This is a genomic window from Hydrogenophaga sp. NFH-34 (assembly GCF_021401345.1).
In the GTDB taxonomy this organism is placed as follows: domain Bacteria; phylum Pseudomonadota; class Gammaproteobacteria; order Burkholderiales; family Burkholderiaceae_C; genus Hydrogenophaga; species Hydrogenophaga electricum.
Genome location: NZ_JACBGE010000005.1, coordinates 69,383 through 93,889, shown reverse-complemented (window position 1 = coordinate 93,889; position 24,507 = coordinate 69,383). Strand labels below are relative to the sequence as shown.

Genomic DNA, 24,507 nt, shown 5'->3' with positions numbered 1-24,507 from the left:
GTCCGCGTCGTGCCGCAGGCCAGATGCGAGGTTGGCAGGCACCGCTTCGTCGATGCGGCGGGGTTTGGGCAGGTTCAGCGCTTCCATGAGTGCCACGAATGCGGCTTCGCTTTTGCCGGCGATGCGGGCGTTGGTGGTCTTTTCCTGGCCGATCGACGAGTGCGTGCGTCCCTGGTAATCGTGGCCGGGCCACACCGTGGTCTCGTCGGGCAAGGCAAACAGCACCTGGGTCAGGCTGCGGTACAGGTCGCTGGCGTTGCCCGACTGGAAGTCGGTGCGGCCGCAACCGTTGATCAGCAGGGTGTCGCCGGTGAACACGTGGTCGCGCCACCGGTAGCTCATGCTGCCGGCGGTGTGGCCGGGGGTGTGCAGGGCGACCAGGGTTTCGCCACCGAACTGCAGGGTGTCGCCATCCTGCAGTTGCACGGCGGCGGTGCCGATGCCGCAGCCGACCGGTGCTGCGGTGCGCGCTCCGGCCAGTTCGGCCAGTTTGCCGGCGCTGGTGATGTGGTCGGCGTGGGCGTGGGTTTCCAGCGTCCACCGCAGCTTGAGGCCGTATTCACGCAAGGTGGCCAGATCGCGTTCGATCTGCTCGTCCACCGGGTCGATGATGATCGCGTCTCGCGAAGCCCGGTCGAACAGCACATAGGTGTAGGTGCTGGAGGCGGGGTCGAACAGCTGGATGGGCAGATGGGCCATGGTGCGTTTCGCCAGGCGGATCAGGAGAAGCGCGAGAGCATTTCGGCCACATCGTCGGCCGGCAGGTCGCCCTGGGCGATGACGCATCCGACCATGCTGAAGAACGTCTTGTCCAGGGCCTTGCGGGCCGCTGCGAGCTGCTGGGCCACCTTTTCGCACTCGGCTTCGGTTTCGATCAGCTTCTGGATGCCGCGCAACTGACCCTCCACACGTTTGAGGCGAAGAATGAGGGCTTTCTTGCGGTCGGGGTCGTGAACAGTGGTCATGGGATGGGGTGCCAGAGGTGGCAGGGTGGCGTGGATGCGCCGGGGCCAGCAGGGAGTCGGCGCCGGGTAGGCGCCTGTGTCGCCAAATTCTAGGGGGCCGGGCAAGGCCGCAGTGACAGGGAGGATACCGGGTTGTGCTCCATGGCGCTGCGGGGCGGCATGGGGTAATATTTCAAATTGACGTTTACGTAAACGTCAATCAGGCGTCAGCCCTATCGCGTTGAATGACGTCGACGATCCACCCGAGAGAGACACCATGACCGACCTGTCCGCCGACTTCAAGGCCCTGGCCAGCTACCGCCCCACGAACAAGGTGCGTTTCGTCACCGCGGCGAGCCTGTTCGACGGCCACGATGCGGCCATCAACATCATGCGGCGCATCCTGCAGGGCATGGGCGCGGAGGTGATCCACCTGGGCCACAACCGCTCGGTGGACGACGTGGTGACGGCCGCACTGCAGGAAGACGTGCAGGGCATCGCGATCAGTTCCTATCAGGGCGGCCACGTCGAGTACTTCAAGTACATGGTGGACCTGCTGCGCCAGCGCGGCGGCGAGCACATCCAGGTGTTCGGCGGTGGCGGTGGCGTGATCGTGCCGGCCGAAATTCGCGAACTGCACGCCTACGGCGTGGGCCGCATCTACAGCCCCGAAGACGGCCAGAAGATGGGCCTGCAGGGCATGATCGGCGAAATGGTCATGCGCTGCGACCGCGACATCAGCGCCCATGCGCCGAAGACGCTGGACGCCATCCAGGGCCACGGCGAAATGCAGTGGCGCGCACTGGCGCAACTGATCACGGCACTGGAGAACGGCCAGGCCGACCGGGCACTGGTCGAGGCCATACGCACGGCCGCCGCAGGCACGTCGACGCCGGTGCTGGGCATCACCGGCACCGGTGGCGCGGGCAAGTCCAGCCTGACCGACGAACTGGTGCGCCGACTGCGGCTTGACCAGGACGATGCCTTGCGCGTGGCGGTTATCAGCATCGACCCTTCGCGGCGCAAGAGCGGTGGCGCCCTGCTGGGTGACCGCATCCGCATGAACGCGATCGGACCGTGGCAGCAGGGGCAGCGCGTCTACATGCGCAGCCTGGCCACGCGCGACACCAGCAGCGAGATCAGCGCCGCCCTGCCCGAAGTGGTGGCGGCCTGCAAGGTGGCGGGTTTCGACCTGATCATCGTCGAGACCTCGGGCATCGGCCAGGGCGATGCGGCCATCGTGCCGCACGTGGACATCCCGATGTACGTGATGACACCCGAATTCGGTGCCGCCAGCCAGCTCGAAAAGATCGACATGCTGGACTTTGCCGAGTTCGTGGCCATCAACAAGTTCGACCGCAAGGGTGCGGCCGACGCGCTGCGCGACGTGGCCAAGCAGGTGCAGCGCAACCGCGAGGCCTTCACGGTCATGCCCGACCAGATGCCGGTCTTTGGCACCATGGCGGCGCGCTTCAACGACGACGGCGTGACCGCGCTCTACCAGGCACTCAAGGCGCGGCTGAGCGACAAAGGCCTGAAGCTCGCCGAGGGCCGACTGCCGCTGGTGAGCGTGCGCCATAGCACCAACCAGACGCCCATCGTGCCGCCCGCCCGAACCCGCTACCTGGCCGAGATTTCGGACACCGTGCGCGGCTACAAGCAGAAGGCGCTGGTGCAGGCCCGCCTGGCGCGCGAAGTGCAGCAATTGCAGGCCAGCGCCCGCATGCTGCACGAGGCCAACCCCGACAAGCAGAACGCGCGCAACGCCGTGCTTGGACTGGCCAGCGAGCGCGAAGCGCGGCAGGACCCTGCGGCGCGCAAGCTGCTGACCCAGTGGCCCGACATGCAGAAGGCCTACGCGGGCGACGAGTACGTGGTGAAGATCCGTGACAAAGAGATCCGTACCGCGCTCACCACCAAGAGCCTCTCGGGCACCGTGATCCGCAAGGTCGCGCTGCCGAAGTACGAAGACCACGGCGAGATCCTGAAGTGGCTGATGCTGGACAACGTGCCGGGCAGCTTCCCCTACACCTCGGGCACCTTCGCCTTCAAACGCGAGGGCGAGGACCCGACGCGCATGTTCGCCGGCGAAGGCGACCCGTTCCGCACCAACCGCCGCTTCAAGCTGGTCAGCGAAGGCATGCCGGCCAAGCGCCTGTCCACCGCCTTCGACTCGGTCACGCTCTACGGCAACGACCCCGACCTGCGGCCGGACATCTACGGCAAGGTCGGCAACAGCGGCGTGAACGTGGCCACGCTGGACGACATGAAGGTACTGTATTCGGGCTTCGACCTGTGCAACCCGACCACCAGCGTCTCGATGACCATCAACGGCCCGGCGCCGTCCATCCTGGCGATGTTCATGAACACCGCCATCGACCAGAACCTGGAGAAGTTCCAGGCCGAGAACGGCCGCGAGCCGACCGACACCGAGGCCGCCAAAATCAAGGAATGGGTGCTGGCCAATGTGCGCGGCACGGTGCAGGCCGACATCCTCAAGGAAGACCAGGGCCAGAACACCTGCATCTTCAGCACCGAGTTCTCGCTCAAGGTGATGGGCGACATCGCCGAGTACTTCGTGCACCACGACGTGCGCAACTTCTACTCGGTCTCGATCAGCGGTTATCACATCGCCGAGGCGGGTGCCAACCCGATCAGCCAGCTCGCCTTCACGCTCTCGAACGGCTTCACCTTCGTGGAGGCGTATCTGGCACGCGGCATGCACATCGACGATTTCGCACCCAATCTGAGCTTCTTCTTCAGCAACGGCATGGACCCGGAATACACGGTGCTCGGCCGCGTGGCGCGCCGCATCTGGGCGGTGGCGATGAAGGAGAAGTACGGCGCGAACGAACGCAGTCAGAAGCTCAAGTACCACATCCAGACATCGGGGCGCAGCCTGCACGCGCAGGAGATCCAGTTCAACGACATCCGCACCACGCTGCAGGCGCTGATTGCGATCTACGACAACTGCAACTCACTGCACACCAACGCCTTCGACGAGGCCATCACCACACCGACCGAAGACAGCGTGCGCCGCGCCATGGCGATCCAGCTCATCATCAACCGCGAGTGGGGCCTGGCCAAGAACGAGAACCCCAACCAGGGCAGCTTCATCATCGACGAGCTGACCGAGCTGGTCGAAGAAGCCGTGCTGGCCGAGTTCGAGAAGATCGCCGAGCGCGGTGGCGTGCTGGGTGCGATGGAGACCGGCTACCAGCGCAGCAAGATCCAGGAAGAGAGCATGCACTACGAGATGCTCAAGCACACCGGCGAGTACCCCATTATCGGCGTCAACACCTTCCGCAACCCCAAGGGCGACCCGGTGCCCGAGTCCATCGAGCTGGCGCGTTCGACCGAAGACGAGAAGCAGTCGCAGCTGGCGCGGCTGGCCGACTTCCATGCCCGCCACGCGGCGGCGGCGCCGGTTCAGCTTGCCCGCTTGAAGCAGGCGGTGATCGAGAACCGCAACGTGTTCGAGGTGCTGATGGATGCGGTGCGCTGCTGCAGCCTGGGGCAGATCACCGGGGCCTTGTTCGAGGTGGGCGGCCAATACCGGCGCAGCATGTAAGGCAGAGGGCCCCGCCGGGGCCGGATAGTGCGCCGCGGAGGTACTCAGGGGAGCACCGAGGCGGCTCGCCGCTGCTAGACTGGTGCAACGCCATTCCGCGAGCCGTCGGTCCATCCGCCCCAGCCTTGATGCCATCGAAACCAGAACACCGCGAAGAAAGCGGGCGGGCGCCTGTATCGGCGTTTCCGGCGGCCGGGGGGGATGCGGTGTCTCCGCTTGGACGGCGCTGGCTGCTCACCCTGGCGGGCTGCGTCATGGGCCTTCTGGTGGCGCTCTCGGCGGGCCTGCTGGGGGTGCAGCGCGGAGCAGCGCTGGACCGTGCCCGTGCCCAGGCCCATCGCGAGGTGCTGCGGCTGGCGGCCGAACTGGAGCAGTCGTTGAGGCTGGCGCAGGCCAGCATTGCCGCATCCGGCCGCGAGGTGGGGTCGGATGCGGAGGCCTTGCAGCGCCTGCACCGTCCTCTGGTGGATTCGCTCAGCCTGCCCTTTACCTGGCGCCGTTTGCCAGAGGGAGATGGGCTGGAGATCGGTTGGCCCGCAGGCGTGTGGCAGCCCGGGCTGGCCCGGGAAGAGGCCGGGCATTGGGTGCTGCCCCTGCGCTGGCGCGACGCATCGGCGCAGCAGGACGACCCGGCGATGTACGAGGTCGCCTTGTCGCGCGAAGCGTTGCTGGCGCGTTTTGCCTCGGAAGGGTTGCCTGCCGGGGGCAGCATGAGCCTGTTCCGGCTGGAGGACGACGGGGCCACCACGGTACTGGTCCGCCACCCGCTGGTGGCGGCAGAGCAGGGACGCCGGTTGATGGGGCATGTGGCCGATGCGGTCCGGCAGCAGGACTCCGGCGTGTTCGACGCCCAGGCGCAGATCGACGGCGTGCGCCGCATCGTCGGCTACCAGCGCCTGAACGGCGGTGCCCGGCGGCTGGTGGTGGTGTACGCGCTGCCCACACAGGGGGTGCTGGCACCGTGGAACAGTGTGCTGCCGTTGGCCGTCGCGCTGACGCTGCTGGTGGCGGCGGCTGTGGCTTATGGCGCCTGGCGCCTGGACCGGTCGCTGCAGGCGCTGCGTCGCAGCGAACTGCGCTTTCGGTTGGCGGCGTCGCAGGGCCAAGTCTGGGAATGGGATTTTGGCGAAGGCAACATCCAGCCCAGTCACGAGTTTTTTCAGTACCTGGGGTACCCCGCGCCGCCAGTCAGCCAGATGGCACAGACCTTCATGGGTCTGCTGCACCCGGAGGATGGTCCGCGCCTGCGGGAGGTGCTGTTGCGGTTTTTCAACGGTGAGCGGCACTACCGTGCCGAATTCCGGGCCCGGGACGCGCAGGGCCGCTACCGCTGGTTCGACATCCAGGGCAGCGGGCAGACCGGTGCGGATGGCCGGGTCCATTACATGGCGGGCACCATCTTTGAGGTGACCGACCGCAAGGAACTCGAAGAGGCCCAGCGCCAGACGCTCAAGCACCTGGACACGGTGGCGAATGCGTCGCCCGCCCTGTTCTGGACCACCGATGCGCACGCGCAGCCCGAGTGGGTCAACCGGGCCTGGCTGGCGTTCACCGGGCGCGAGTTGGAGGTGGAGTGCCACACGCCCTGGCTGGACGACCTGCATCCACTCGACCGAGAACGTTGTTCCGTCATTTTCGACACCGCTTTTGCGGCCCGTGAGCCCTACAGCATGGAATACCGCCTGCTGCGCCACGATGGCCAGTACCGCTGGGTGCTGGAGCAGGGGCAGCCGCGCAGCGACGCCGACAACCGCTTCATCGGGTACGTGGGCTCGTGCCTCGACGTGACCGAACTTCGCCAGGCTGAAGACACGGCGCGCGAGCGTGGCGACATTCTGGAACGGGTGTTCGGCGTGCTGCAGGATCTGCTTTTTCTTGTAGACGAGTCGGAGACCTTTGTCTTCTTCCAGGGCGGAGCCACCCACCTGCTGCACCGGCAACCCGATGCCTTTCTGGGCCGGAACATGGCCGATGTCATGCCGGCCGATCTGGTCCAGATGATGCGCACGGCCATGCAGCGCGCGCGCCAGCACGGTACCCAGGAGGTGCAGTACCGCCTCGATCTGCCGGGCGGGCAGCGGCACTTCAGTGCCCGGCTGGCCTGGTTGCCCGGGGCGCGCCAGTGCCTGTTCCTGGTGCGGGACATCACCGAGCAGCAGGCCAGTCACCAGGCCAAGGAGCGCCTCAACGACTTCGTGTTCCTGCTGTTCCGGCTGTCCAGCCGCTTCATCAACCTGCCGCTGTCCCAGATGGACGAGGCCATCGATGCGGCCCTGGGTGACATGGGGAGCTTCGTGCGGGCCGACCGTGCCTACCTGTTCGCTTTTGATGCACAGACCGAAACCGTGACGAACACCCACGAGTGGTGCGCACCGGGTGTCGAGTCCCGGAAGGCGCGCCAGCAGCACCTGCCGATCCAGCAGTTTCCCGCGGAATACTGCGGCCATTGCCATGGTGAAAAGCTGCGGGTGCCCGATGTGCAGGCCCTGTCCCCGGGGCCTTTGCGCGACATGCTGGCCGGGCAGGGGGTGCACAGCCTCGTGACCTTGCCGCTCATGCAGGGCGAGCTGTGCCTGGGCTTCGTGGGGCTGGAATCACTGGGCGAGGTGCATGACCACGGCAGCGAGGAGATCACCTTGCTGGAGCTGTTTGCCCAGATGATCGTGAACATGCAACTGCGGGTGCAGGCGGCCGAGCAGATGCGCCTGATGACTGACCAGCTCGAACAGAAAGTCGAGGAGCGGACGCGGCAGCTCAACGACAGCGTGCGGCGCCTGCAGGCCGTCAATCGCGAGCTGGAGTCCTTCAACTATTCCGCCTCGCACGATCTGCGCACCCCGTTGCGTGGCATCGAGGGGTTCAGCTCGCTGCTGCTGGAAGAGCATGCCGCGCAGCTCGACGAACAGGGCCGCGAATACCTGCGCCGCATCCAGCGGGCCACGCTGCACATGTCCGAACTGGTCAGCGACCTGCTGGCGTACTCGCGCCTGCAGCAGATGACCGAACATGTCGGCCCGATTGGCGTGGCGGCGAGCGTGCAGGCGGTGCTGCAGCCCTTCCAGGACGAAATCGCGGCGCGTGAGGGCCAGGTCACCGTGGACGTTCCCGAGGACCTGGCCGTGCGGGCCGATCCGCAGGGGCTCGCCATTGCCCTGCGCAACCTGATCGACAACGCCCTGAAGTTCACACCGGCCGACGAGGCGCCTCGCATCCGCATCGCGGCCCGCTTCGAGGGAGCGAGGGCGTTGCTGACGGTGGCCGACCAGGGCGTGGGCTTCGACATGAAGTACCACGACCGCATCTTCGGCATGTTCCAGCGCCTGCACCGCCAGGACCAGATCCCCGGCACCGGCATCGGCCTGGCGCTGGTGCACAAGGCGGTGGAGCGCATGGAAGGCCAGATCCGCGCCGAGAGCGCGCCCGGGCAGGGCGCGCGGTTCGAGATCGATCTGCCGGCGGCCTGAGCGCCGCGCGAGCGGCAGGCAGTATGGTTCGTCGCTACCATCGGTGGCGCGCCGTTTCAACCGTTCCCCGGAGGTTTTGCCATGACCACCACCGCCATCAGCCTGCTGGGCGTGCCCACCGACATCGGCGCCGGTGCACGTGGTGCCTCCATGGGGCCCGAAGCGTTGCGGGTGGCGGGCCTGCAGGCGGTGCTGGAGAGCCATGGCCTGGCCGTCGAGGACCGGGGCAACCTGCAGGGGCCGGGCAACCCCTGGCAGCCACCTGTGGCGGGCTACCGGCACCTGCCCGAGGTGTTGGCCTGGAACACCGCGCTGCACGACGCGGTGCTGGCCGAACTGCGGCGCGAGCGCCTGCCCATCGTGCTGGGGGGCGACCACTGCCTGGGGCTGGGGTCGATCAGCGCCGTGGCGCGCCATTGCCGCGAAACCGGGCGCACGCTGCGCGTGCTCTGGCTCGATGCGCATGCCGACTTCAACACCGCCGAACTCACCCCCAGCGGCAACATCCACGGCATGCCCGTGGCCTGCCTGTGTGGCTACGGCCCGCCGACGCTGACGGGGCTGGGCGGGCACACCCCCGCCATCACACCCGATGCCGTGCGGCAGATCGGTATCCGCAGCGTGGACCCGGGGGAAAAACGCCTGGTGCACGAAGCCGGCCTGGAGGTGTTCGACATGCGTTACATCGACGAGATGGGCATGCGCCACACCCTGGAGCAGGCGCTCAAGGGGGTGGACGATCACACCCACCTGCACGTGAGCTTTGATGTCGATTTCCTCGACCCCGAGATCGCGCCGGGCGTGGGCACGACCGTACCGGGTGGCCCGACCTACCGCGAAGCGCAGCTGTGCATGGAAATGATCGCCGACACCGGGCGCCTGGCGTCGCTCGATGTGATGGAGCTCAACCCGGCGCTTGACGTGCGCAACCGCACCGCGATGTTGGCGGTCGATCTCATCGAAAGCCTGTTCGGCAAATCGACGCTGATGCGCAAGAAGTGAGGCTCGCGCTGGCGAGCAGGCTCAGCCTTCGCCGACGAGCTCCAGGTGTTCCACCACCGGGGGCTGGGCAAAAAACGGGCCGACGATGGCCCGCCACTGGGTGAACGCTTCGGACTGGCGGAAGCCCACGGTGTGGTCTTCCAGCGTGGCCCAGCGGATGGTCAGCAGGTAGCGGCCAGGGCTTTCGATGCTGCGGCGGACCTGATAGCCCTGGAACCCCCGGGCCTGGGCGATCACGGTGCTGGCGCCGCGCACGATGGCGGCTTCGAATTCGGTGGCGCGGGCCGGGTCGATGCGGATGTCGGCGTGTTCAAGAATCATGGGTGGGCTGGTGGGTCGAGGGGCCCCGCAGAACCGGCGTGACCGGGCCGCTGCGGTGGCCGACTGGGGTGGATGCGCCGTCAGGCGTGGCGCGGGGAGGACGATTCCCGGATCATATCCACGGCCTTTTCGGCCATCATGATCACAGGGGCATTGGTGTTGCCACCGACGATGGTCGGTATGGCCGAGGCATCGATCACGCGCAGGCCGTCGACGCCATGCACGCGCAGGCGGGCATCGGTGACCGCGCCCGACGCCGGGTCGGGCCCCATGCGGCAGGTGCCGACCGGGTGGTAGATGGTGTCGGCGTGGCGGCGGATGAACTGTTCGATCTGGGCGTCGCTCTGGGCATCGCGCGAGACGGCCGATTCGCGGCAGCCCCGGCTGGCCAGCGCGGGTTGCGACAGCAGGTGGCGCATCAGTTTGAAACCGCGCACCAGCCGGGCCAGATCGTCCGGGTCCTGCAGGAAGGCCGGATCGATCAGGGGCGCGGCCTGCGGATCGGTGTGGGCCAGCCGCAGCGTGCCCCGGCTGCGCGGCCGCAGCAGGCACACATGGCAGGAATAGCCGTGGCCGAAGGCGGTCTGGCGGCCGTGGTCCACCAGCTTGCCGACCACGAAGTGCAGTTGCAGGTCGGGCACGGCCTCGTCGGACTGGCTGCGCAGGAAGGCGCCGGCCTCGGCGAAGTTGGTGGTGAGCAGGCCCGTTCGCTGGCGCCGCCATTCCCACGCGCCCTGCAGCATGCGGCCGACACCCCGGAGGCTGAGGCCGAAGAGGTCGTTGGCGCCGGGGGCATCGGCCACCAGCACCACGTCGGGGTGGTCGTGCAGGTGGGCGCCCACGCCGGGCAGGTCGAGCAGCACCGGAATGCCCAGGGCCTGCAGGTGCTCGCCAGGCCCGATGCCCGACAGCATCAGCACCTGCGGCGAGCCGAAGGCGCCGGCGCTGAGCAGCACCTCGCCGCCGGGCTTCAGGGCCAGCACCTGTTCGGCCCCGCGCCCACCCTGCGGCCGCCAGGCCACGCCGGTCGCGCGCGGGCGCCCCGCTGCCGGGTCGAACACGATGCGGGTGACCAGGGCTTCGGTGAACACCTGGAGGTTGGGGCGGTCACGGTGCGGCGTGAGATAGGCCTTGGCGGCGCTGAAGCGTTCACCGTTCTTGTGCGTTACCTGGTAGAGGCCCACCCCCTCTTGCTCGGCGCCGTTGAAGTCGGCATTGGCGGGGTGGCCGGCCTGCACGCCCGCCTGGACGAAAGCGCGGGCGAACGGGTTGGGGCTTTGCAGGTCGGCCACGTTGAGCGGGCCGCCCTGGCCGTGCCAGGCGTCGGCGCCGCGCTGGTTGTGTTCGGCACGCCGGAAATAGGGCAGCACCTCGGCCCACGACCAGCCCGGGTTGCCGGCGGCGGCCCAGCGGTCGTAGTCGGTCGGATGGCCCCGCGTGTAGATCATGGCGTTGACCGAACTGGAGCCGCCGAGCACCTTGCCCCGGGGTTGGTAGCCACGGCGACCGCCCAGACCCGGCTGGGGCGTGGTGGCGTAGCGCCAGTTGAGCTGCTGCTGGTGCGCCATGGCGGCCAGGCCTGCGGGGCAGTGGATGAGCACACTGCGGTCGGGAGGGCCGGCCTCGACCAGGGCCACACGCACGGCCGGGTCTTCACTGAGCCGGCCCGCCAGCACGCAGCCGGCCGATCCACCGCCGATGATGATGTGGTCGTACATGGAAAGGGAAGATTTTGGAGGCCGGCTCCGCCGAGGCGACAGCCTGGTGGCCTGCCCGGGCCTGGCTGCGCGACAATGCGCGGTGACGGTAGCACAGGGCCGCGATTCCTGCCACCGGGCTTGCGCGTGCCGCCCCTGTGCGACCGGGACCGACCCGTTTTCAGTGCACCTATTTTCCGGAGAACCCTTCATGAGCAGCATCCAGACCGTCGGCATCATCGGCGCCGGCACCATGGGCAACGGCATTGCGCAGGCCTGCGCGGTCAGTGGCATCCGCGTCGTCATGGTCGACGTGGCGCAGACGGCGGTCGACAAGGGCCTGGCCACGGTGGCCGGCAGCCTGGACCGCCTGATCAAGAAAGAGAAACTGACCGCCGAGGGCAAGGCCGCCGCGCTGGCGCTCATCAAAGGTTCGACCAGCTACGACGACCTCAAGGGGGCACAGCTCGTTATCGAGGCCGCGACCGAAAACGAAGGCCTAAAGGTCAAGATCCTGCAACAGCTCGACGGCATCCTGGCGTCCGAGGTGATCGTCGCCACCAACACCAGCTCGATCAGCATCACCAAGCTCGCGGCGGCCACGAAGCGCGCCGACAAGTTCATCGGCATGCACTTCTTCAACCCGGTGCCCATGATGGCGCTGGTGGAGATCATCCGTGGCCTGCAGACCAGCGACGCCACGCACGATGCCGTCAAGGCCCTGGCCGAAGCCCTGGGCAAGACGCCGATCACGGTGAAGAATGCGCCCGGCTTCGTCGTCAACCGCATCCTGGTGCCCATGATCAACGAAGCCTTCTTCGTGCTGGCCGAAGGCATCGCCACGCCGGAAGACATCGACGCCGGCATGAAGCTCGGCACCAACCAGCCGATCGGTCCGCTGGCGCTGGCCGACATGATCGGGCTGGACGTGTGCCTGGCCGTGATGAACGTCTACATGGCCGAGTTCAACGACAGCAAGTACCGCCCGGCCCCGCTGCTCAAGGAAATGGTGGCCGCCGGCTGGCTGGGCCGCAAGACCGGTCGCGGGGTCTACACCTACTGAGCCTGCCGCCGCCGCCCGGGCGCTGCCCGGCCGTCGTTCATCGGCCCGCCCTTTCGGCGGGCCTTTTTCTTGCGACAGATCAAGGGGCCCTGGCGGCGCTTTTCCACAATGGGCTCATTTGTCACCGAGCAGGAGCCCATCATGAGTGCCGTCCCCGTATCGATCGCCGTTTTCGAGTTTCTTGACGACACCCACCGGGAAATCCAGGCCCAGATCCGCGTGCTCGCCGGGCTGGTGGATGCCATCGAGACCGAGGGCCTGAACCAGGCCAACCGCCGCACCGCGCGGGTTGTGCTCGACTATTTCAATGGCGAGGCGCGCCAGCACCACCTGGACGAAGAAAAGCACATCTTTCCCCCGCTGCTCGGCAGCCAGGACGCGGACGTGGTGCAGGCCACCGAACACCTGATCCAGGACCACGGCTGGCTGGAAGAAAACTGGCTGCAGATCGCGCCTTCGATTGAGGCCGCCATGAACGGCAACCTCTGGTTCGACCCGGCCGAGCTGCGCCACGCGCTCGACGTGTTCGAGGCGCTCTATCTGGACCACATCCTGCTGGAAGAGTCTCTGGCCTACCCCGAGGCGCGCAAACGCCTGGCCGCGCTGGACACCGCCGGCATGGGGCGCGAGATGGCGCGCCGCCGCACCCTTCAGCAGGACGAGGTGCGCCGCGCCGCCTGATGCCCCTGCGCGGGCACTGGCGCGCCCACACCCGTAAGATGCGGATTCCTGCATGCGGGGGAGTCCCCCGGGGTATGTCATGAGCGCATTCGACTTCGACCTTTTTGTGATCGGTGGTGGCAGCGGTGGCGTGCGCGCCGCCCGCATGGCCGCCCAGCGCGGTGCCCGTGTGGCGCTGGCCGAAATGTTGGGCCCCGACGGCCTGGGCGGCACCTGTGTCAACGTGGGCTGCATTCCCAAGAAGCTCTACAGCTACGCCGCGCACTACGCCGCCGCGTTCGAGGAATCGCACGGCTACGGCTGGGAGTTCCCGGCCCTCCCGCTTCCCGCTGCGCAGGGTGCGCTGCCCGGCGCCGTTGCCTGTGGCTCGGCGGATCAGCGCGTCAAACCGGTGCTCGACTGGGCCCGCCTCAAGGCCAACCGCGCCCACGAGATCGCGCGCCTGAACGGTGTGTACGACAACCTGTTGCGGGGTTCCGGTGTGACGGTGCTCAACGGTTTTGCCCGCATCGAAGGGCCGAACACCGTGGGCCTGGCCACGCTGAACGCCGACGGCTCGCCCGGGCACCAGACGTTCACGGCGGCGCATCTGCTCATCGCCACGGGCGGCACACCGCACGTGCCGCATTTCACCGGGCGCGAGTTCGTCATCACCTCGGACGCGGTGTTCGATCTGGAGCCCTTTCCCCGCCGGCTGCTGATCGTCGGCGGTGGCTACATCGCCTGCGAGTTCGCCTCCATCTTCAACGGCCTGGGGGCGGCGGTGACGCAGCTCTACCGCGGCGAGCAGGTGTTGCGCGGCTTCGACGACGAAATCCGCCACTTCGCGGCGGCCGAGATGGTCAAGTCGGGCATCGACCTGCGCCTGAACGCCGACGTGGTGTGCGTGCACCAGACCGGCGAAGGCCTGCGGGTCGATCTCGAAGGCGGCAGCCAGGTGCTGGCCGATGCGGTGCTGTACGCCACGGGCCGGGTGCCCAATGTGCAGGGCCTGGGCCTGGACACCGTGGGCGTGGCCCTGGGGGCCAAGGGCGAGGTGCGGGTGGACGAGCACTACCGCACCAACGTGCCTTCCATCTACGCGGTGGGCGACGTCACGGGACGGGTGCAGCTCACCCCGGTGGCACTGGGCGAGGCCATGGTCGTGGTGGACGCCTTGTTCGGCCCCGCCGCCGGCAAGGTGCCGCGCAGCATGGGCTACGACTTCATCCCCACGGCCGTTTTCACGCACCCGAACATCGGCACCGTGGGCCTGACCGAGGCGCAGGCGCGCGAGCGGCATGGCGACATCACGGTGTTCCGCAGCGAATTCAAGGCCTTGCGGCACACGCTGTCGGGCAGCAGCGAGCGCACGCTGATGAAGCTCATCGTCGACACCGCCAGCGACCGCGTGGTCGGCTTGCACATGGTGGGGGCCGAGGCGGGCGAGATCGTGCAAGGGTTTGCCGTGGCGCTCAAGGCGGGGGCGACCAAGGCGGTGTTCGACGCCACCATCGGCATCCACCCCACCGCCGCCGAAGAGTTCGTGACGATGCGCGAACCGGTGCGGCGCTGAAGCCTCAGCCGGCCAGCCAGCCCAGGCCGGCCACCACCAGCAGCGTGTGCAGCCACAGGCCGGGCGCGAGCCAGGCCAGGTAGCGCCAGCCACCCACCAGCCCCGCGGTCAGGCTCTTGCTGGCCGCGTGCACCAGCAGCGCCGCCATGACGGCCCAGACCACGGCCTGCCCGCTGTCCGGCGTGGCCGCTGCGAAGGCGGCCGCCAGGGCCGAATGCAGGTCGGCCAGCGCCGCCACCAGCAACCCCGTGAACAGACCGGCATCGCCCAGCCACTGGCGCAGCAGGTGCACCAGCACCTGCACACCGGCGAGCAGGGCGGCCACGGCCGCTGCGCCCGCCAGGCTGAACAGGTGGTCGCCCTGGGCCGCGGCCAGGCCCTCGACATGGGGCGAGGCGATCGGAGCTTCTTCCACATGGTGAGGGGCGCCGCCGCGCAGCAGCAGGGTGCCCCAGGCGGCCGCCAGCAGCGCACCGGCCAGTGCCGGCAGCCAGGTCACTGGCAGCCAGGCGGGCTGCACCGCCGAGGCCACCAGCAGCATCTGCAATTGCGTCGACACACAGGACAGCAGCCCGCCGCCGGCCATGAGGCGGGCCTGCCCGGGGTCGTTGCGTGCGGTCAGGCCCAGCGTGGCGATGGTGGCGGTGCTGGACACAAACCCCGAGGCCAGCGCCGAGAGTCCCACCGCCTGGCGGGCGCCGAGCAGCCGGTTGGCGATGTGTGCCACCGATTGCACCGCCAGCAGCAGCACCAGCAGCTGCATCACCACGCGGGGGTTGAAGCTGCCGCCCCAGAGGGCGTGGTCCGGCACCAGCGGCAGGGCCATCAGCACCAGGGCGGCAAGCAGGATGCCGTCGCGCAGTTCACCCGGCCGCAGCCACTGCACGGCCCAGTGGTGCAGGCGCGCCCGCGCCGCGAGCAGGCCGGTCATGGTCACCGCCAGGGCGGCGGCCAGCGGCGCGCTCCAGGTGGCGAGCATGCCCGTCAGGTAGGTCAGCAGCAGCGCGATTTCGGTGGTCACGCCCGGGTCGCCGGAGCGGTCGCGCTGGTAGGCCAGCAGCCCGAGGCCGGCCACGAAGGCGGCTCCCACGGCCATGATGCCCGGCTGCCGGGTGAGCGCTGCCGCAGCGCCCATCAGCCCCGCTAGCGCGAAGGTGCGCATGCCGGCAAACGCCCGGTCCGGCCCGCTGCCCTTGCGCCGCTCGCGCTCCACGCCCACCAGCAGGCCGGCGCCGAGCGCCACGGCCAGGGCGGTGGCGGTGCTGACGGTGGCGGTGGCGTCGAATGCGGGCATGGGCGTGGATCTCCTGCGCGGGACTTTAGCGCCAGCGCCCGCAGCGGGGCGCAAGTCGTCGCACAATAGCCGCCTGTCTGTCCACCGATGCGTTGCCGGCCCTCGTGCGCGGCGCCTGTTGCCCCACCCATGTCCGCCGAAACGCCCACCCGCCCGCACACCAGCCTGCCCGAAGGGCGCGAACTGGTGCTCAAAGTCATACCCATGCCGGCCGATTGCAACGCCAACGGAGACATCTTCGGCGGCTGGGTCATGGCGCAGGTGGACCTGGCGGGTTCCGTGCTGCCCGCGCGGTACGTCAATGGCCGCATGGCCACGGTGGCGGTCAACCAGTTCATCTTCAAGCAGCCCGTGCGGGTGGGCGACATCCTGAGCTTCTACGCGCACATCACCCGCCTGGGCAACACATCCATCACGGTGCAGGTCGAGGTCTTTGCCGAGCGCTTCCGGGCCCAGGGCCAGTACGTCAAGGTGACCGAAGCCAGCCTGACCTACGTGGCCATCGACGACAGCGGCCGGCCCCGGCCGATTCCCCGAGGCGAAGGCATGGCCCTGCCGGACTGAGACCCGGGGCGCCCGCCCACCCCGGGCTGGCCCGCTTGGCGCAAACGGGGCGATTTCCTATCATGGTGTCCACGGGCCCAGGCTGGTCCGGGAGGTGTGCGGCCATGCGTGTCATCGACGACCTGCCCCCGGTGAAACGGGGTTTCTGGCACCACGCCGGCGTCTCGCCGTGCGCGGTGGAGATCGTGTGCCACCACACGCTGCTCGGCTCCGACGACAGCGACGACCCGCCCGAACTCGCGTTGGACCGGCAGGTGGAGTGTTACTACGTGCGCTACCACACGCCAGAGCCGGTGCCGCCCTGGTTCAACGGGGGCGTGGCGCTGTCGCTGCGCGAAGCGGTGTTTCTGGCCGAACGCCGCCTGGGGCCGGTGGTGTGCTGGGTGGATTAAGGGGCAGGGCCCCCACGCGCCGCCGCTGCGCAGGTCGCTGCCCCCCGAGGGGGTGCGAATCCAGCTTGGGGCGGCCCGGCGCTGGATTCCTGGTCGCCACGCGCCATCGCTGCGCGGGTCGCCGATGCGCAAACCCGTCATTTCCGCGCAGGCGGGCATTCGCTGGGCATTCTGTCAGGGGGGCAGCCCCTGGCTGGGCGCCCGATGGCCTGGCCAGCGCGCCCGCCAGGCGCTGTAGATGTGGTCGGCCAGGGCTTCGCTGCCGGCCTGGTGCTGCCGGGTGGCGGCGCGCATGGTGTCCGGGTCCTGCACGCTGTCGGGGTGCCGGGCCATGGCCTGGGGGTAGACCGTGCCGGGATGGCCCAGCCAGGCGTCGATCTTGGCGGGGGTGATCTCGATGTGGAACTGCATCGCCAGGTGCGGCCCGATGGCGAACGCCTGGTGCGGGCAGGCCGGTGACGCGGCGATCAGCTCCGCCTGCGGCGGCAACTGCACGAAGCTGTCGGAGTGCCACTGGTAGACCGTGGCGGTCGGTCCGTCGCCCAGCCAGCGCCGGGCGGCCTCGCTGCGGCCCACCTGCACGGGCAGCCAGCCGATTTCCGGTTGCGGCAGCGTCTGGACCCGCCCGCCCAGTGCGCGTGCCATGAGCTGCCCGCCCAGGCAATGCCCGATCACCGGGATGCCCAGAGCGTCGGCCTCGCGGATCAGGGCTTCGGCCTGCCGCAGCGATGCGCGCTCGTCGTTGGCGCTCCACTCGCCGCCCAGCACGGCCAACGCCCGGTAGCGCGCGACCGAGGCCGGATAGGGCTCGCCCGCCTCGGCGCAGCGCAGGTCCCAGCGCACCCCTTGCCGGTCCAGCCACTCGCCCAGGTAGGCGGGGGTGTCTTCGCGGGTGTGCTGCAGCACCAGCACTTCGGCGGCTGGGGCGTCATCGGGAGAGGGCAGGTCGGCGGCGGTCATCCGCCCCATGATAGGAAGTTTCGTCGATCCGCATGGGGCCAAAGGTTGCTGGACAGACCGGCACACGGGGGCGGACCATCGGCCGTTCCTGCGCCGGCAGGAACCCGGGGTTTCGGCATCGGCGTCGCCCGGCCTGGATGCCCGCCTGCGCGGGCATGACGGGGTGGCGGTGGGTCGGGGGGCTTGGGGCGTCTGGGTTGTCTGGGTTGTCTGGGTTGTCTGGGTTGTCTGGGGGATTCCGCATGCAGGGGTGGGAAGGGGCGCCGGGCCGGCTCAGAAGCGGCCGTGGCGGCCCTGGCCCTGGGCGAAGCGGGTGGCGCCGTCCAGCGCGTCGGGGATGCGGGTCTTGCCGCGTTGCCATTCCTGCTGCAGGGCGTCGCCCAGCGGCAGATCCCACTGCGCGTAGGCGCTCTCGCGGTCGGCCCGCATCGTGGCCTGCGGGAAGGCGGCCAGTTGCCGGGCCAGCGCGATGGCGGCGTCGCGCGCCTGCCCGGTGGGGACCACGCGGTTGGCCAGGCCGATGCGCAGCGCCTCGTCGGCGCCCACCTGGCGGCCGGTGAGGATCAGGTCCATCGCGTGGCCCATGCCGATCAGGCGCGGCAGCCGCACCGTGCCGCCGTCGATCAGCGGCACGCCGAAGCGGCGGCAGTAGACGCCGAAGTAGGCGTCGGTTTCCATCACGCGCAGATCGCACCACAGCGCCAGTTCCATGCCGCCGGCGACCGCCGCACCGCTGACGGCTGCGATCACGGGCTTGCCCAGGCGCAGGCGCGACGGCCCCATGGGCCCCAGGGCCTGCGGGTCGGCGCTGTCGAAGTCCAGATCGGCCAGCGGTCCGGCTTCGCCGCGGGCGGCCAGGCGGGCGCCGTGCTGCAGGTCCCAGCCGGCGCAGAAGTGGCCATGAGCGCCGTGAAACACCGCGACCCTGGCGTGGGGATCGGCGTCAAAAGCCAGAAACGCCGCATGCAGGGCGCGGGCGGTGTCGCCGTCCACCGCGTTGCGCACGGCGGGGCGGTCGAGGGTGACGACAGTGATGTCGTCGATCTGTTCGGTGTGCACGGGCATGCCGGCATGGTGCTGGCACCTTCGCGACTGCGGCTCGGGGACAACCCCTAGCGCGAGTCTCCGGGTCGACAGCTATAACCCGCTCAGAGGCCGGGGCCGCGCCATTGCGCGGGTGGCAATGACCTTCCCCGCACCCACAGGAGACCACGGCGTGCAACTGCTGCAACTGCTGATCAGCGGTGTGGCCCAGGGCTGTATCTACGGATTGATTGCCCTCGGGTTCGTGCTGATCTACAAGGCGACCGAAACGGTCAGCTTCGCCCAGGGCGACCTCATGATGGTCGGCGCCTTCGGCGGGCTTCTGACGATGACGTTGCTGGGCTTTCCGTTCTGGCTCGCGGTGCCCGCGGCCGTGATCGGCATGGGGCTGTTCGGCATCGGGCTGGAGCGCCTGGTGATCCGGCCCATCCTCGGCCAGCCGGCTTTTTCCATCGTGATGCTGACCATCGGCGTGGGCTACGTGCTGCGCGGGGTGATCACCATGATCCCCAACATCGGCACCGACACGCACACCCTGGCCGTGCCCTACGCAGGCGAGGTGCTGCGCCTGGGCGACCTGGTGCTCGCGGTGGAGCAGCTCATGGTGATCGGCGTGACGGCCGCGCTGTGCGTGGCGCTGTTCGCGCTGTTTCGCTACAGCAAGCTGGGCATCGCCATGCAGGCCTCGTCGCAGAACCAGCTGGCGGCCTATTACATGGGCATTCCGGTCAAGCGGCTCAACGGGCTGGTGTGGGGGCTGGCGGCCGGGGTGGCGGCCATCGCCGGGCTGCTGCTGGCGCCCATCACCTTCGTGCACGCCAACATGGGCTTCATCGGGCTCAAGGCCTTTCCGGCCGCGGTGGTCGGCGGCTTCGGCAGCCTGCCGGGCGCGATCGTCGGCGGGCTGGTGATCGGCATCGTCGAAGCGTTGTCGGGGTTTTACCTGCCCGAAGGCGTCAAGGACATCGCGCCCTACATCGTGGTGCTGCTGATGCTGGTGCTCAAGCCCAACGGTCTGTTCGGTGAAAAGCTGCGCAAGAAAGTCTGACCGGAGTCCGCATGCGCTTTATCTTCAAGACCGATTACGACCAGGACATCCGGCTCGCCAAACACGGTGGCCACCGCTTCTGGTATGGCCTGCTGGGGCTGGGCCTGGTGGCCGCGCCCTGGGCCCTGCCCGAGTACTGGCTCGCGCAACTGACCTTCGTGCTGATCTACGCCATCGTCGGCCTGGGTCTGATGCTGTTGGCCGGCTTCACCGGGTTGTTTTCGCTCGGGCACGCGGCTTTTCTGGGCGTGGGCGCCTACACCGAGGCGGTGCTCAGCAACGCGGGCTGGCCGTTCCCGGTGTCCATCGCCTGCGCCGGCCTGCTCTCGGCCGCCGTGGGCATGGTGGTCGGGTTGCCGGCCCTGCGTGTCAAAGGCATCTACCTGGGCATGGCCACGCTGGCTTTCGGCTTCATCGTGGAAGAGGGCATGGCGCGCTGGGAGTCGGTGACCGGTGGCAATTCCGGCCTGCTGGTCAACCCGCCGTCGCTGGGGGGCTGGACGCTGGACACCACCGAGTCGTTCTACTTCCTGTGCCTGGTGCTCGCCGTGGGGGCCACGCTGGCCATCGTCAACCTGCTGCGCGCCCCCACTGGGCGGGCCTTCGTGGCGATCCGCGATTCGGAGATTTCGGCGCAGAGCATGGGCATCCATCTGGCGCGCTACAAGACGCTGAGCTTTGCGCTGTCGGCGGCGCTGGCGGGCATCGGCGGGGCGCTGTATGCGCACAAGATCCAGTTTCTTTCGCCCGAGCAGTTTTCCATCATCCAGTCGATCGACCTGCTGCTGATGGTGGTGATCGGTGGGCTCGGTTCGGTGCACGGTGCCTTCCTGGGCGCGATCTTCCTGATCGTGATGCCGCAGCTCATCGCGCTCGGCAAGGACTACCTGCCCGAAGCCATCGGCCAGTCCACCGGGTTGCAGGGCACGGTGTACGGCCTGGTGCTGATCGCCTTCGTGCTGTTCGAGCCCATGGGGCTGTACGGCCGCTGGCTCAAGGTGCGCACCTGGTTCCAGTTGTTCCCGTTCTACCGCAAGGGCATGTTCAAGCGGCAGAAGTCGTTCCAGAAATCGGACCGCCTGAAATGAAGCACTTCCTGTTGTCTCGGCCCACGCCTGCCGCGTCGTTCCCGCGCAGGCGGGTAGTGCATGGCGGGATGCACGCCCTTCTGGTGGGTTCGTGCCTGGATGCCCGCCTGCGCGGGCATGACGGGATCGGGGTGCCGCATCGCGGGCCCGGGACGGCGCACCGCGCCCACGCTGCGCTGAATGTCCGCGCTGGTGGGAACTCCCGGGGCAGCGGGCACCAGGGGCGCCCACGCGCCGGCACCCGCCCTGCCAGGGGTCCGGGAGCCTTGACATGACCCACGCACAACCCCAATCGACCGAGGTGCTGCTGTCGGCCAAGCACCTGAGCGTGCGCTTCGGCGGCGTGCTGGCGGTCAACGACGTGAGCTTCGACGTGAAGCGCGGCGAGGTGTTCACGCTCATCGGCCCCAACGGTGCCGGCAAGACGACGGTGTTCAACCTGATCAGCCGCATCTACACGCCCACCAGTGGCGAGATTCAGTACCAGGGCCCGCACGGCTCGCTGCGCCTGACCGAGCAGCCGCCCCACCGCATCGCGGGGCTGGGCATCGCGCGCACCTTCCAGAACATCGAGCTGTTCGAGCACGCCACCGTGCTGCAGAACCTGCTGATCGGCCGGCACACGCACCGCCGCAGCGGCCTGTGGAGCGAGATGCTGTTCACCGGCCGCACGCGCCGCGCCGAGATCGCCGCGCGCGAAAAGGTCGAGCAGGTGATCGACTTCCTCGACCTGCAGCACCACCGCGAATCGCTGGTGGCGGGCCTGCCCTACGGTGTGCGCAAGGTGGTGGAACTGGCGCGCGCGCTGTGCACCGAACCGCGCCTGCTGCTGCTGGACGAACCCTCGTCGGGCCTGAACGTGGAAGAGACCGACGACATGGCCTTCTGGATCAGCGACATCAAGAACGAGCTGGGCATCACGGTGCTGATGGTGGAGCACGACATGGGGCTGGTGTCCAAAGTGTCCGACCGCGTGCTGGCCATGAGCATGGGCGCCGAGCTGGCCACCGGCACGCCGGCCGAAGTGCAGCGCCATCCGGGCGTGGTCGAGGCCTACCTCGGCACGGTGGACGACGTGTCCAGCCTGCGCCGCGAGGCCGGTGGCGCGGTGCGCGAAGGGGTGCGGACATGACGGCGCCCGTGACCGACCACGCCGTGCTCAGTCTGCTCAACGTCGAGAGTGCCTACGGCCCGATCAAGGCGATCCGCGGCGTCAGCCTGCAGGTGCGGCGCGGCGAGATCGCCACCGTGCTCGGCAGCAACGGCGCCGGCAAGACCACCATCCTCAAGACCATCAGCGGCATCATCGACCCGCGCAAGGGCTCGGTGGAGTTCAAGGGCGAGAACATCACCGCGCAGGACCCGGCCTTCATCGTGCAGCAGGGCCTGATGCACGTGCCCGAAGGGCGCGAGGTGTTCCCGCTGCTGAGCGTGCGCGACAACCTGCTCATGGGCGCCTACACGCGCAGCGACCGCGACGGCGTGGCGCGCGACATGGAACTGGTGTTCAGCTACTTCCCCATCCTCAAGGAACGCGCCGCGCAGGACGCCGGCCTGCTCTCGGGCGGGCAGCAGCAGATGCTGGCCATCAGCCGCGCGCTCATGGCCAACCCCGACCTGATCCTGCTCGACGAACCCAGCCTCGGCCTGTCGCCCAAGCTGACCAAGGAAATCTTCGAGATCGTGGTGCGCATCAACCGCGAACGGGGCACCACGCTGCTGCTGGTCGAACAGAACGCGAGCATGGCGCTCAACGCCGCCGACTACGGCTACGTGCTCGAAAACGGCCGCATCGTGATGGAAGACACCTGTGCCCGCCTGCGCGAGAAGGAGGACATCAAGGAGTTCTACCTGGGCATGAAGGAAGCCGGTGTGCGCGCCGACCGGCGCTGGAAGAAAAAGAAAACCTGGAGATGACCCTGTTATGAGCTACCTCTGGGACCTGGCCCACATCCAGCCGCAGACCGAGAGCGTGCTCGACGGCGACAACCTGGCCGCGATGTTCTGGAACGCGGTCGAACGGCGCGGCCCCGACGTGTGGCTGCGCCAGAAAGACTATGGCATCTGGCGCAGTTGGCGCTGGACGCAGGTTGGCGACGCGGTGCGCGAGATCGGCCACGGCCTGCTGGCCCTGGGCTTCGGCAGCCGCGAGACCGCCTCCATCCTGTCGAACACCAACATCGAATGGGTGCTGAGCGACCTGGCCGTGCTCAGCGCCCACGGCGTCTCCAACGGCATCTACCCCACCGACGCCGCCGAGCAGGTGCACTACCTCTGCCAGGACTCGCGCACCACGGTGCTGTTCGTGGAAGACGACGAACAGCTCGACAAGGCGCTGGCCGTGCGCGATCAACTGCCGCTGCTGCGCCACATCATCGTCTTCGACATGGACGGCCTGCGCGACTTCGACGACCCCATGGTCATCAGCCTCGATGCGCTGCGCGCCCGTGGCCGCGAGCACCACCGGGCCCACCCGCAGGCGCTGAGCGAGCGCGTGGCGGCGGTGCAGCCCGACGACCTGGCGATCCTCGTCTACACCTCGGGCACCACCGGCAAGCCCAAGGGCGCCATGCACAGCCACCGCGGGCTGGTCTACACGGCACGCGGCTACAACGCCATCCTGCCGCGCTTCGACAGCGACGAATGCATGTGTTTTCTGCCGCTGTGCCACATCGCCGAACGCATGGGCGGTGAGTATTTTTCGCTCTACACCGGCGCCAAGCTCAACTTCGTCGAAAACCCCGAGACCGTGCCGGAAAACGTGCGCGAGATTGCGCCCACGGTGTTCACCGCGGTGCCGCGCGTGTGGGAGAAGTTCTATTCCGGCGTGATGATCGCGCTCAAGGAGGCCGGCGCCGTGCAGCAGGCCGCCTACGCCTGGGCCATCGGTGTGGGCCAGCGCGTGGCCGACCACGTGCTCAAGGGCGAGGCGGTGCCGGCGGGCCTCAGGCTCCAGTTCCGCGCCGCGCGCCTGCTGGTGCTCGACAACGTGCGCAAGCTCATCGGCATCCACCGCAGCCGCTTCCTCGTGACCGGCGCCGCACCCATTTCGCCCGAACTCGTGCGCTGGTACCTGGCGCTGGGCGTGCCCATGCTGGAGGTCTGGGGCATGACCGAGACCTGCGGGGCGTCCACCGGCGTGCCGGTGCAGCGCATCAAGCCCGGCAGCATCGGCCCGGCCGCGCAGTACAACGAAGTGCGGCTGGACCCGCAGACCAGCGAGATCCTGGTGCGTGGCCCCAACATCTTCATGGGCTACCTCAACCTGCCCGAAAAAACCGCCGAAACCATCGACGCCGACGGCTGGGTGCATACCGGCGACGTGGGCGTGGTCGACGACGAAGGGTTTTTCCGCATCACCGACCGGATGAAAGACATCATCATCACGGCGGGCGGCAAGAACATCACGCCCAGCGAGATCGAGAACGAACTCAAGTTCTCGCCCTACATCACCGACGCCGTGGTCATCGGCGACAAGCGCCCCTACCTCACCGTGATCATCATGATCGACCAGGAGAACGTGGAGAAATACGCGCAGGACAACGACGTGCCCTTCTCCAACTACGCCAGCCTCACGCGCGCGCCGGAAGTGCAGCAGCTCATCCAGGGCGTGATCGACGCCACCAACAAGAAGTTCGCCCGCGTCGAACAGATCAAGACCTTCTGGCTGCTCGACACCCAGCTCACCGCCGAGGACGAAGAGCTCACCCCCACCATGAAGCTCAAGCGCAAGCTCGTGCAGCAGAAATACGCGCCGCAGATCGAGGCCATGTACGGCTGAGGCGCGGCGGCCCGGTTCCCTTCCCGATCCCTCCAAGG

Annotated in this window: 19 protein-coding genes and 1 pseudogene; 13 read left to right on the top strand and 7 right to left on the bottom strand. The window is 68.4% G+C overall.

From position 1 onward, the window contains the following. Positions 1-12: 12 nt before the first annotated feature. Positions 13-699 (bottom strand): annotated as a pseudogene (locus L0977_RS06305) (MBL fold metallo-hydrolase); the annotation flags it as partial. Between the two features lie 20 nt (positions 700-719). Next, entirely contained in the window at positions 720-965 is a 246-nt protein-coding gene (locus L0977_RS06300) for a metal-sensing transcriptional repressor (protein WP_234264002.1), read from the bottom strand. Between the two features lie 256 nt (positions 966-1,221). On the opposite strand from L0977_RS06300, the gene icmF reads away from it, so the two are divergent. The 3 genes from icmF (at position 1,222) to rocF (ending at position 8,981) form a co-directional block, all read left to right on the top strand. After that, a complete protein-coding gene (gene icmF, locus L0977_RS06295) occupies positions 1,222-4,515 on the top strand; it encodes a fused isobutyryl-CoA mutase/GTPase IcmF (RefSeq protein WP_234264001.1) in 3,294 nt (1,097 codons plus the stop codon). A 206-nt stretch (positions 4,516-4,721) separates the two neighbouring features. Then, positions 4,722-7,979: a PAS domain-containing protein gene (locus L0977_RS06290; protein ID WP_234264000.1), complete on the top strand. Its 3,258-nt coding sequence runs from the start codon at positions 4,722-4,724 to the stop codon at positions 7,977-7,979. 81 nt (positions 7,980-8,060) lie between these two features. Then, positions 8,061-8,981 (top strand): arginase, encoded by a 921-nt coding sequence (rocF, locus tag L0977_RS06285; protein ID WP_234263999.1) that lies wholly within the window; start codon positions 8,061-8,063, stop codon positions 8,979-8,981. Between the two features lie 21 nt (positions 8,982-9,002). On the opposite strand, the gene L0977_RS06280 is transcribed toward rocF, so the two are convergent. Further along, positions 9,003-9,302 (bottom strand): antibiotic biosynthesis monooxygenase family protein, encoded by a 300-nt coding sequence (locus L0977_RS06280; protein WP_234263998.1) that lies wholly within the window; start codon positions 9,300-9,302, stop codon positions 9,003-9,005. 80 nt (positions 9,303-9,382) lie between these two features. Further along, positions 9,383-11,020 carry a GMC family oxidoreductase gene (locus tag L0977_RS06275; RefSeq protein WP_234263997.1) on the bottom strand — a complete coding sequence of 546 codons (1,638 nt, stop codon included), beginning with the start codon at positions 11,018-11,020 and terminating at the stop codon, positions 9,383-9,385. Positions 11,021-11,210: 190 nt separating this feature from the next. Between L0977_RS06275 and L0977_RS06270 the strand changes: the two genes are divergently transcribed. The 3 genes from L0977_RS06270 to L0977_RS06260 all read left to right on the top strand — a co-directional run bounded on the left by L0977_RS06270 (position 11,211) and on the right by L0977_RS06260 (position 14,298). Next, positions 11,211-12,062 (top strand): 3-hydroxybutyryl-CoA dehydrogenase, encoded by an 852-nt coding sequence (locus L0977_RS06270; RefSeq protein WP_234263996.1) that lies wholly within the window; start codon positions 11,211-11,213, stop codon positions 12,060-12,062. Between the two features lie 141 nt (positions 12,063-12,203). Next, the gene (locus L0977_RS06265) at positions 12,204-12,743 is read left to right on the top strand and encodes a hemerythrin domain-containing protein (RefSeq protein ID WP_234263995.1); all 540 of its coding nucleotides are present in this window, start codon (positions 12,204-12,206) and stop codon (positions 12,741-12,743) included. A gap of 79 nt (positions 12,744-12,822) precedes the next feature. After that, on the top strand, positions 12,823-14,298 hold the full coding sequence (locus L0977_RS06260; protein ID WP_234263994.1) for an FAD-dependent oxidoreductase: 1,476 nt from the start codon (positions 12,823-12,825) through the stop codon (positions 14,296-14,298). Between the two features lie 4 nt (positions 14,299-14,302). Here the strand turns inward: L0977_RS06260 and L0977_RS06255 are convergent, their stop codons facing one another. Beyond that, positions 14,303-15,592 (bottom strand): MgtC/SapB family protein, encoded by a 1,290-nt coding sequence (locus L0977_RS06255; RefSeq protein ID WP_234263993.1) that lies wholly within the window; start codon positions 15,590-15,592, stop codon positions 14,303-14,305. A gap of 129 nt (positions 15,593-15,721) precedes the next feature. Here L0977_RS06255 and L0977_RS06250 point away from each other — a divergent pair, with 129 nt between their 5' ends. Together L0977_RS06250 and L0977_RS06245 are read left to right on the top strand one after the other, a co-directional pair. Then, a complete protein-coding gene (locus L0977_RS06250; protein WP_234263992.1) occupies positions 15,722-16,156 on the top strand; it encodes an acyl-CoA thioesterase in 435 nt (144 codons plus the stop codon). A gap of 104 nt (positions 16,157-16,260) precedes the next feature. Further along, positions 16,261-16,548 carry a hypothetical protein gene (locus tag L0977_RS06245; protein WP_234263991.1) on the top strand — a complete coding sequence of 96 codons (288 nt, stop codon included), beginning with the start codon at positions 16,261-16,263 and terminating at the stop codon, positions 16,546-16,548. 174 nt (positions 16,549-16,722) lie between these two features. On the opposite strand, the gene L0977_RS06240 is transcribed toward L0977_RS06245, so the two are convergent. Continuing rightward, positions 16,723-17,508 (bottom strand): type 1 glutamine amidotransferase, encoded by a 786-nt coding sequence (locus tag L0977_RS06240; protein ID WP_234263990.1) that lies wholly within the window; start codon positions 17,506-17,508, stop codon positions 16,723-16,725. A 273-nt stretch (positions 17,509-17,781) separates the two neighbouring features. Beyond that, positions 17,782-18,573 carry a crotonase/enoyl-CoA hydratase family protein gene (locus L0977_RS06235; RefSeq protein ID WP_234263989.1) on the bottom strand — a complete coding sequence of 264 codons (792 nt, stop codon included), beginning with the start codon at positions 18,571-18,573 and terminating at the stop codon, positions 17,782-17,784. 151 nt (positions 18,574-18,724) lie between these two features. Between L0977_RS06235 and L0977_RS06230 the strand changes: the two genes are divergently transcribed. The 5 genes from L0977_RS06230 to L0977_RS06210 all read left to right on the top strand — a co-directional run bounded on the left by L0977_RS06230 (position 18,725) and on the right by L0977_RS06210 (position 24,469). Then, a complete protein-coding gene (locus L0977_RS06230; RefSeq protein WP_234263988.1) occupies positions 18,725-19,600 on the top strand; it encodes a branched-chain amino acid ABC transporter permease in 876 nt (291 codons plus the stop codon). Positions 19,601-19,611: 11 nt separating this feature from the next. Then, positions 19,612-20,688 carry a branched-chain amino acid ABC transporter permease gene (locus tag L0977_RS06225; protein ID WP_234263987.1) on the top strand — a complete coding sequence of 359 codons (1,077 nt, stop codon included), beginning with the start codon at positions 19,612-19,614 and terminating at the stop codon, positions 20,686-20,688. 271 nt (positions 20,689-20,959) lie between these two features. Next, on the top strand, positions 20,960-21,820 hold the full coding sequence (locus tag L0977_RS06220) for an ABC transporter ATP-binding protein (RefSeq protein WP_234263986.1): 861 nt from the start codon (positions 20,960-20,962) through the stop codon (positions 21,818-21,820). Next, positions 21,817-22,605, top strand: a complete 789-nt coding sequence (locus tag L0977_RS06215; RefSeq protein ID WP_234263985.1) for an ABC transporter ATP-binding protein — start codon at positions 21,817-21,819, stop codon at positions 22,603-22,605. The genes L0977_RS06220 and L0977_RS06215 overlap by 4 nt, the downstream gene beginning before the upstream one ends. 7 nt (positions 22,606-22,612) lie before the next feature. Then, a complete protein-coding gene (locus tag L0977_RS06210) occupies positions 22,613-24,469 on the top strand; it encodes an AMP-dependent synthetase/ligase (protein ID WP_234263984.1) in 1,857 nt (618 codons plus the stop codon). Positions 24,470-24,507: the final 38 nt, after the last annotated feature.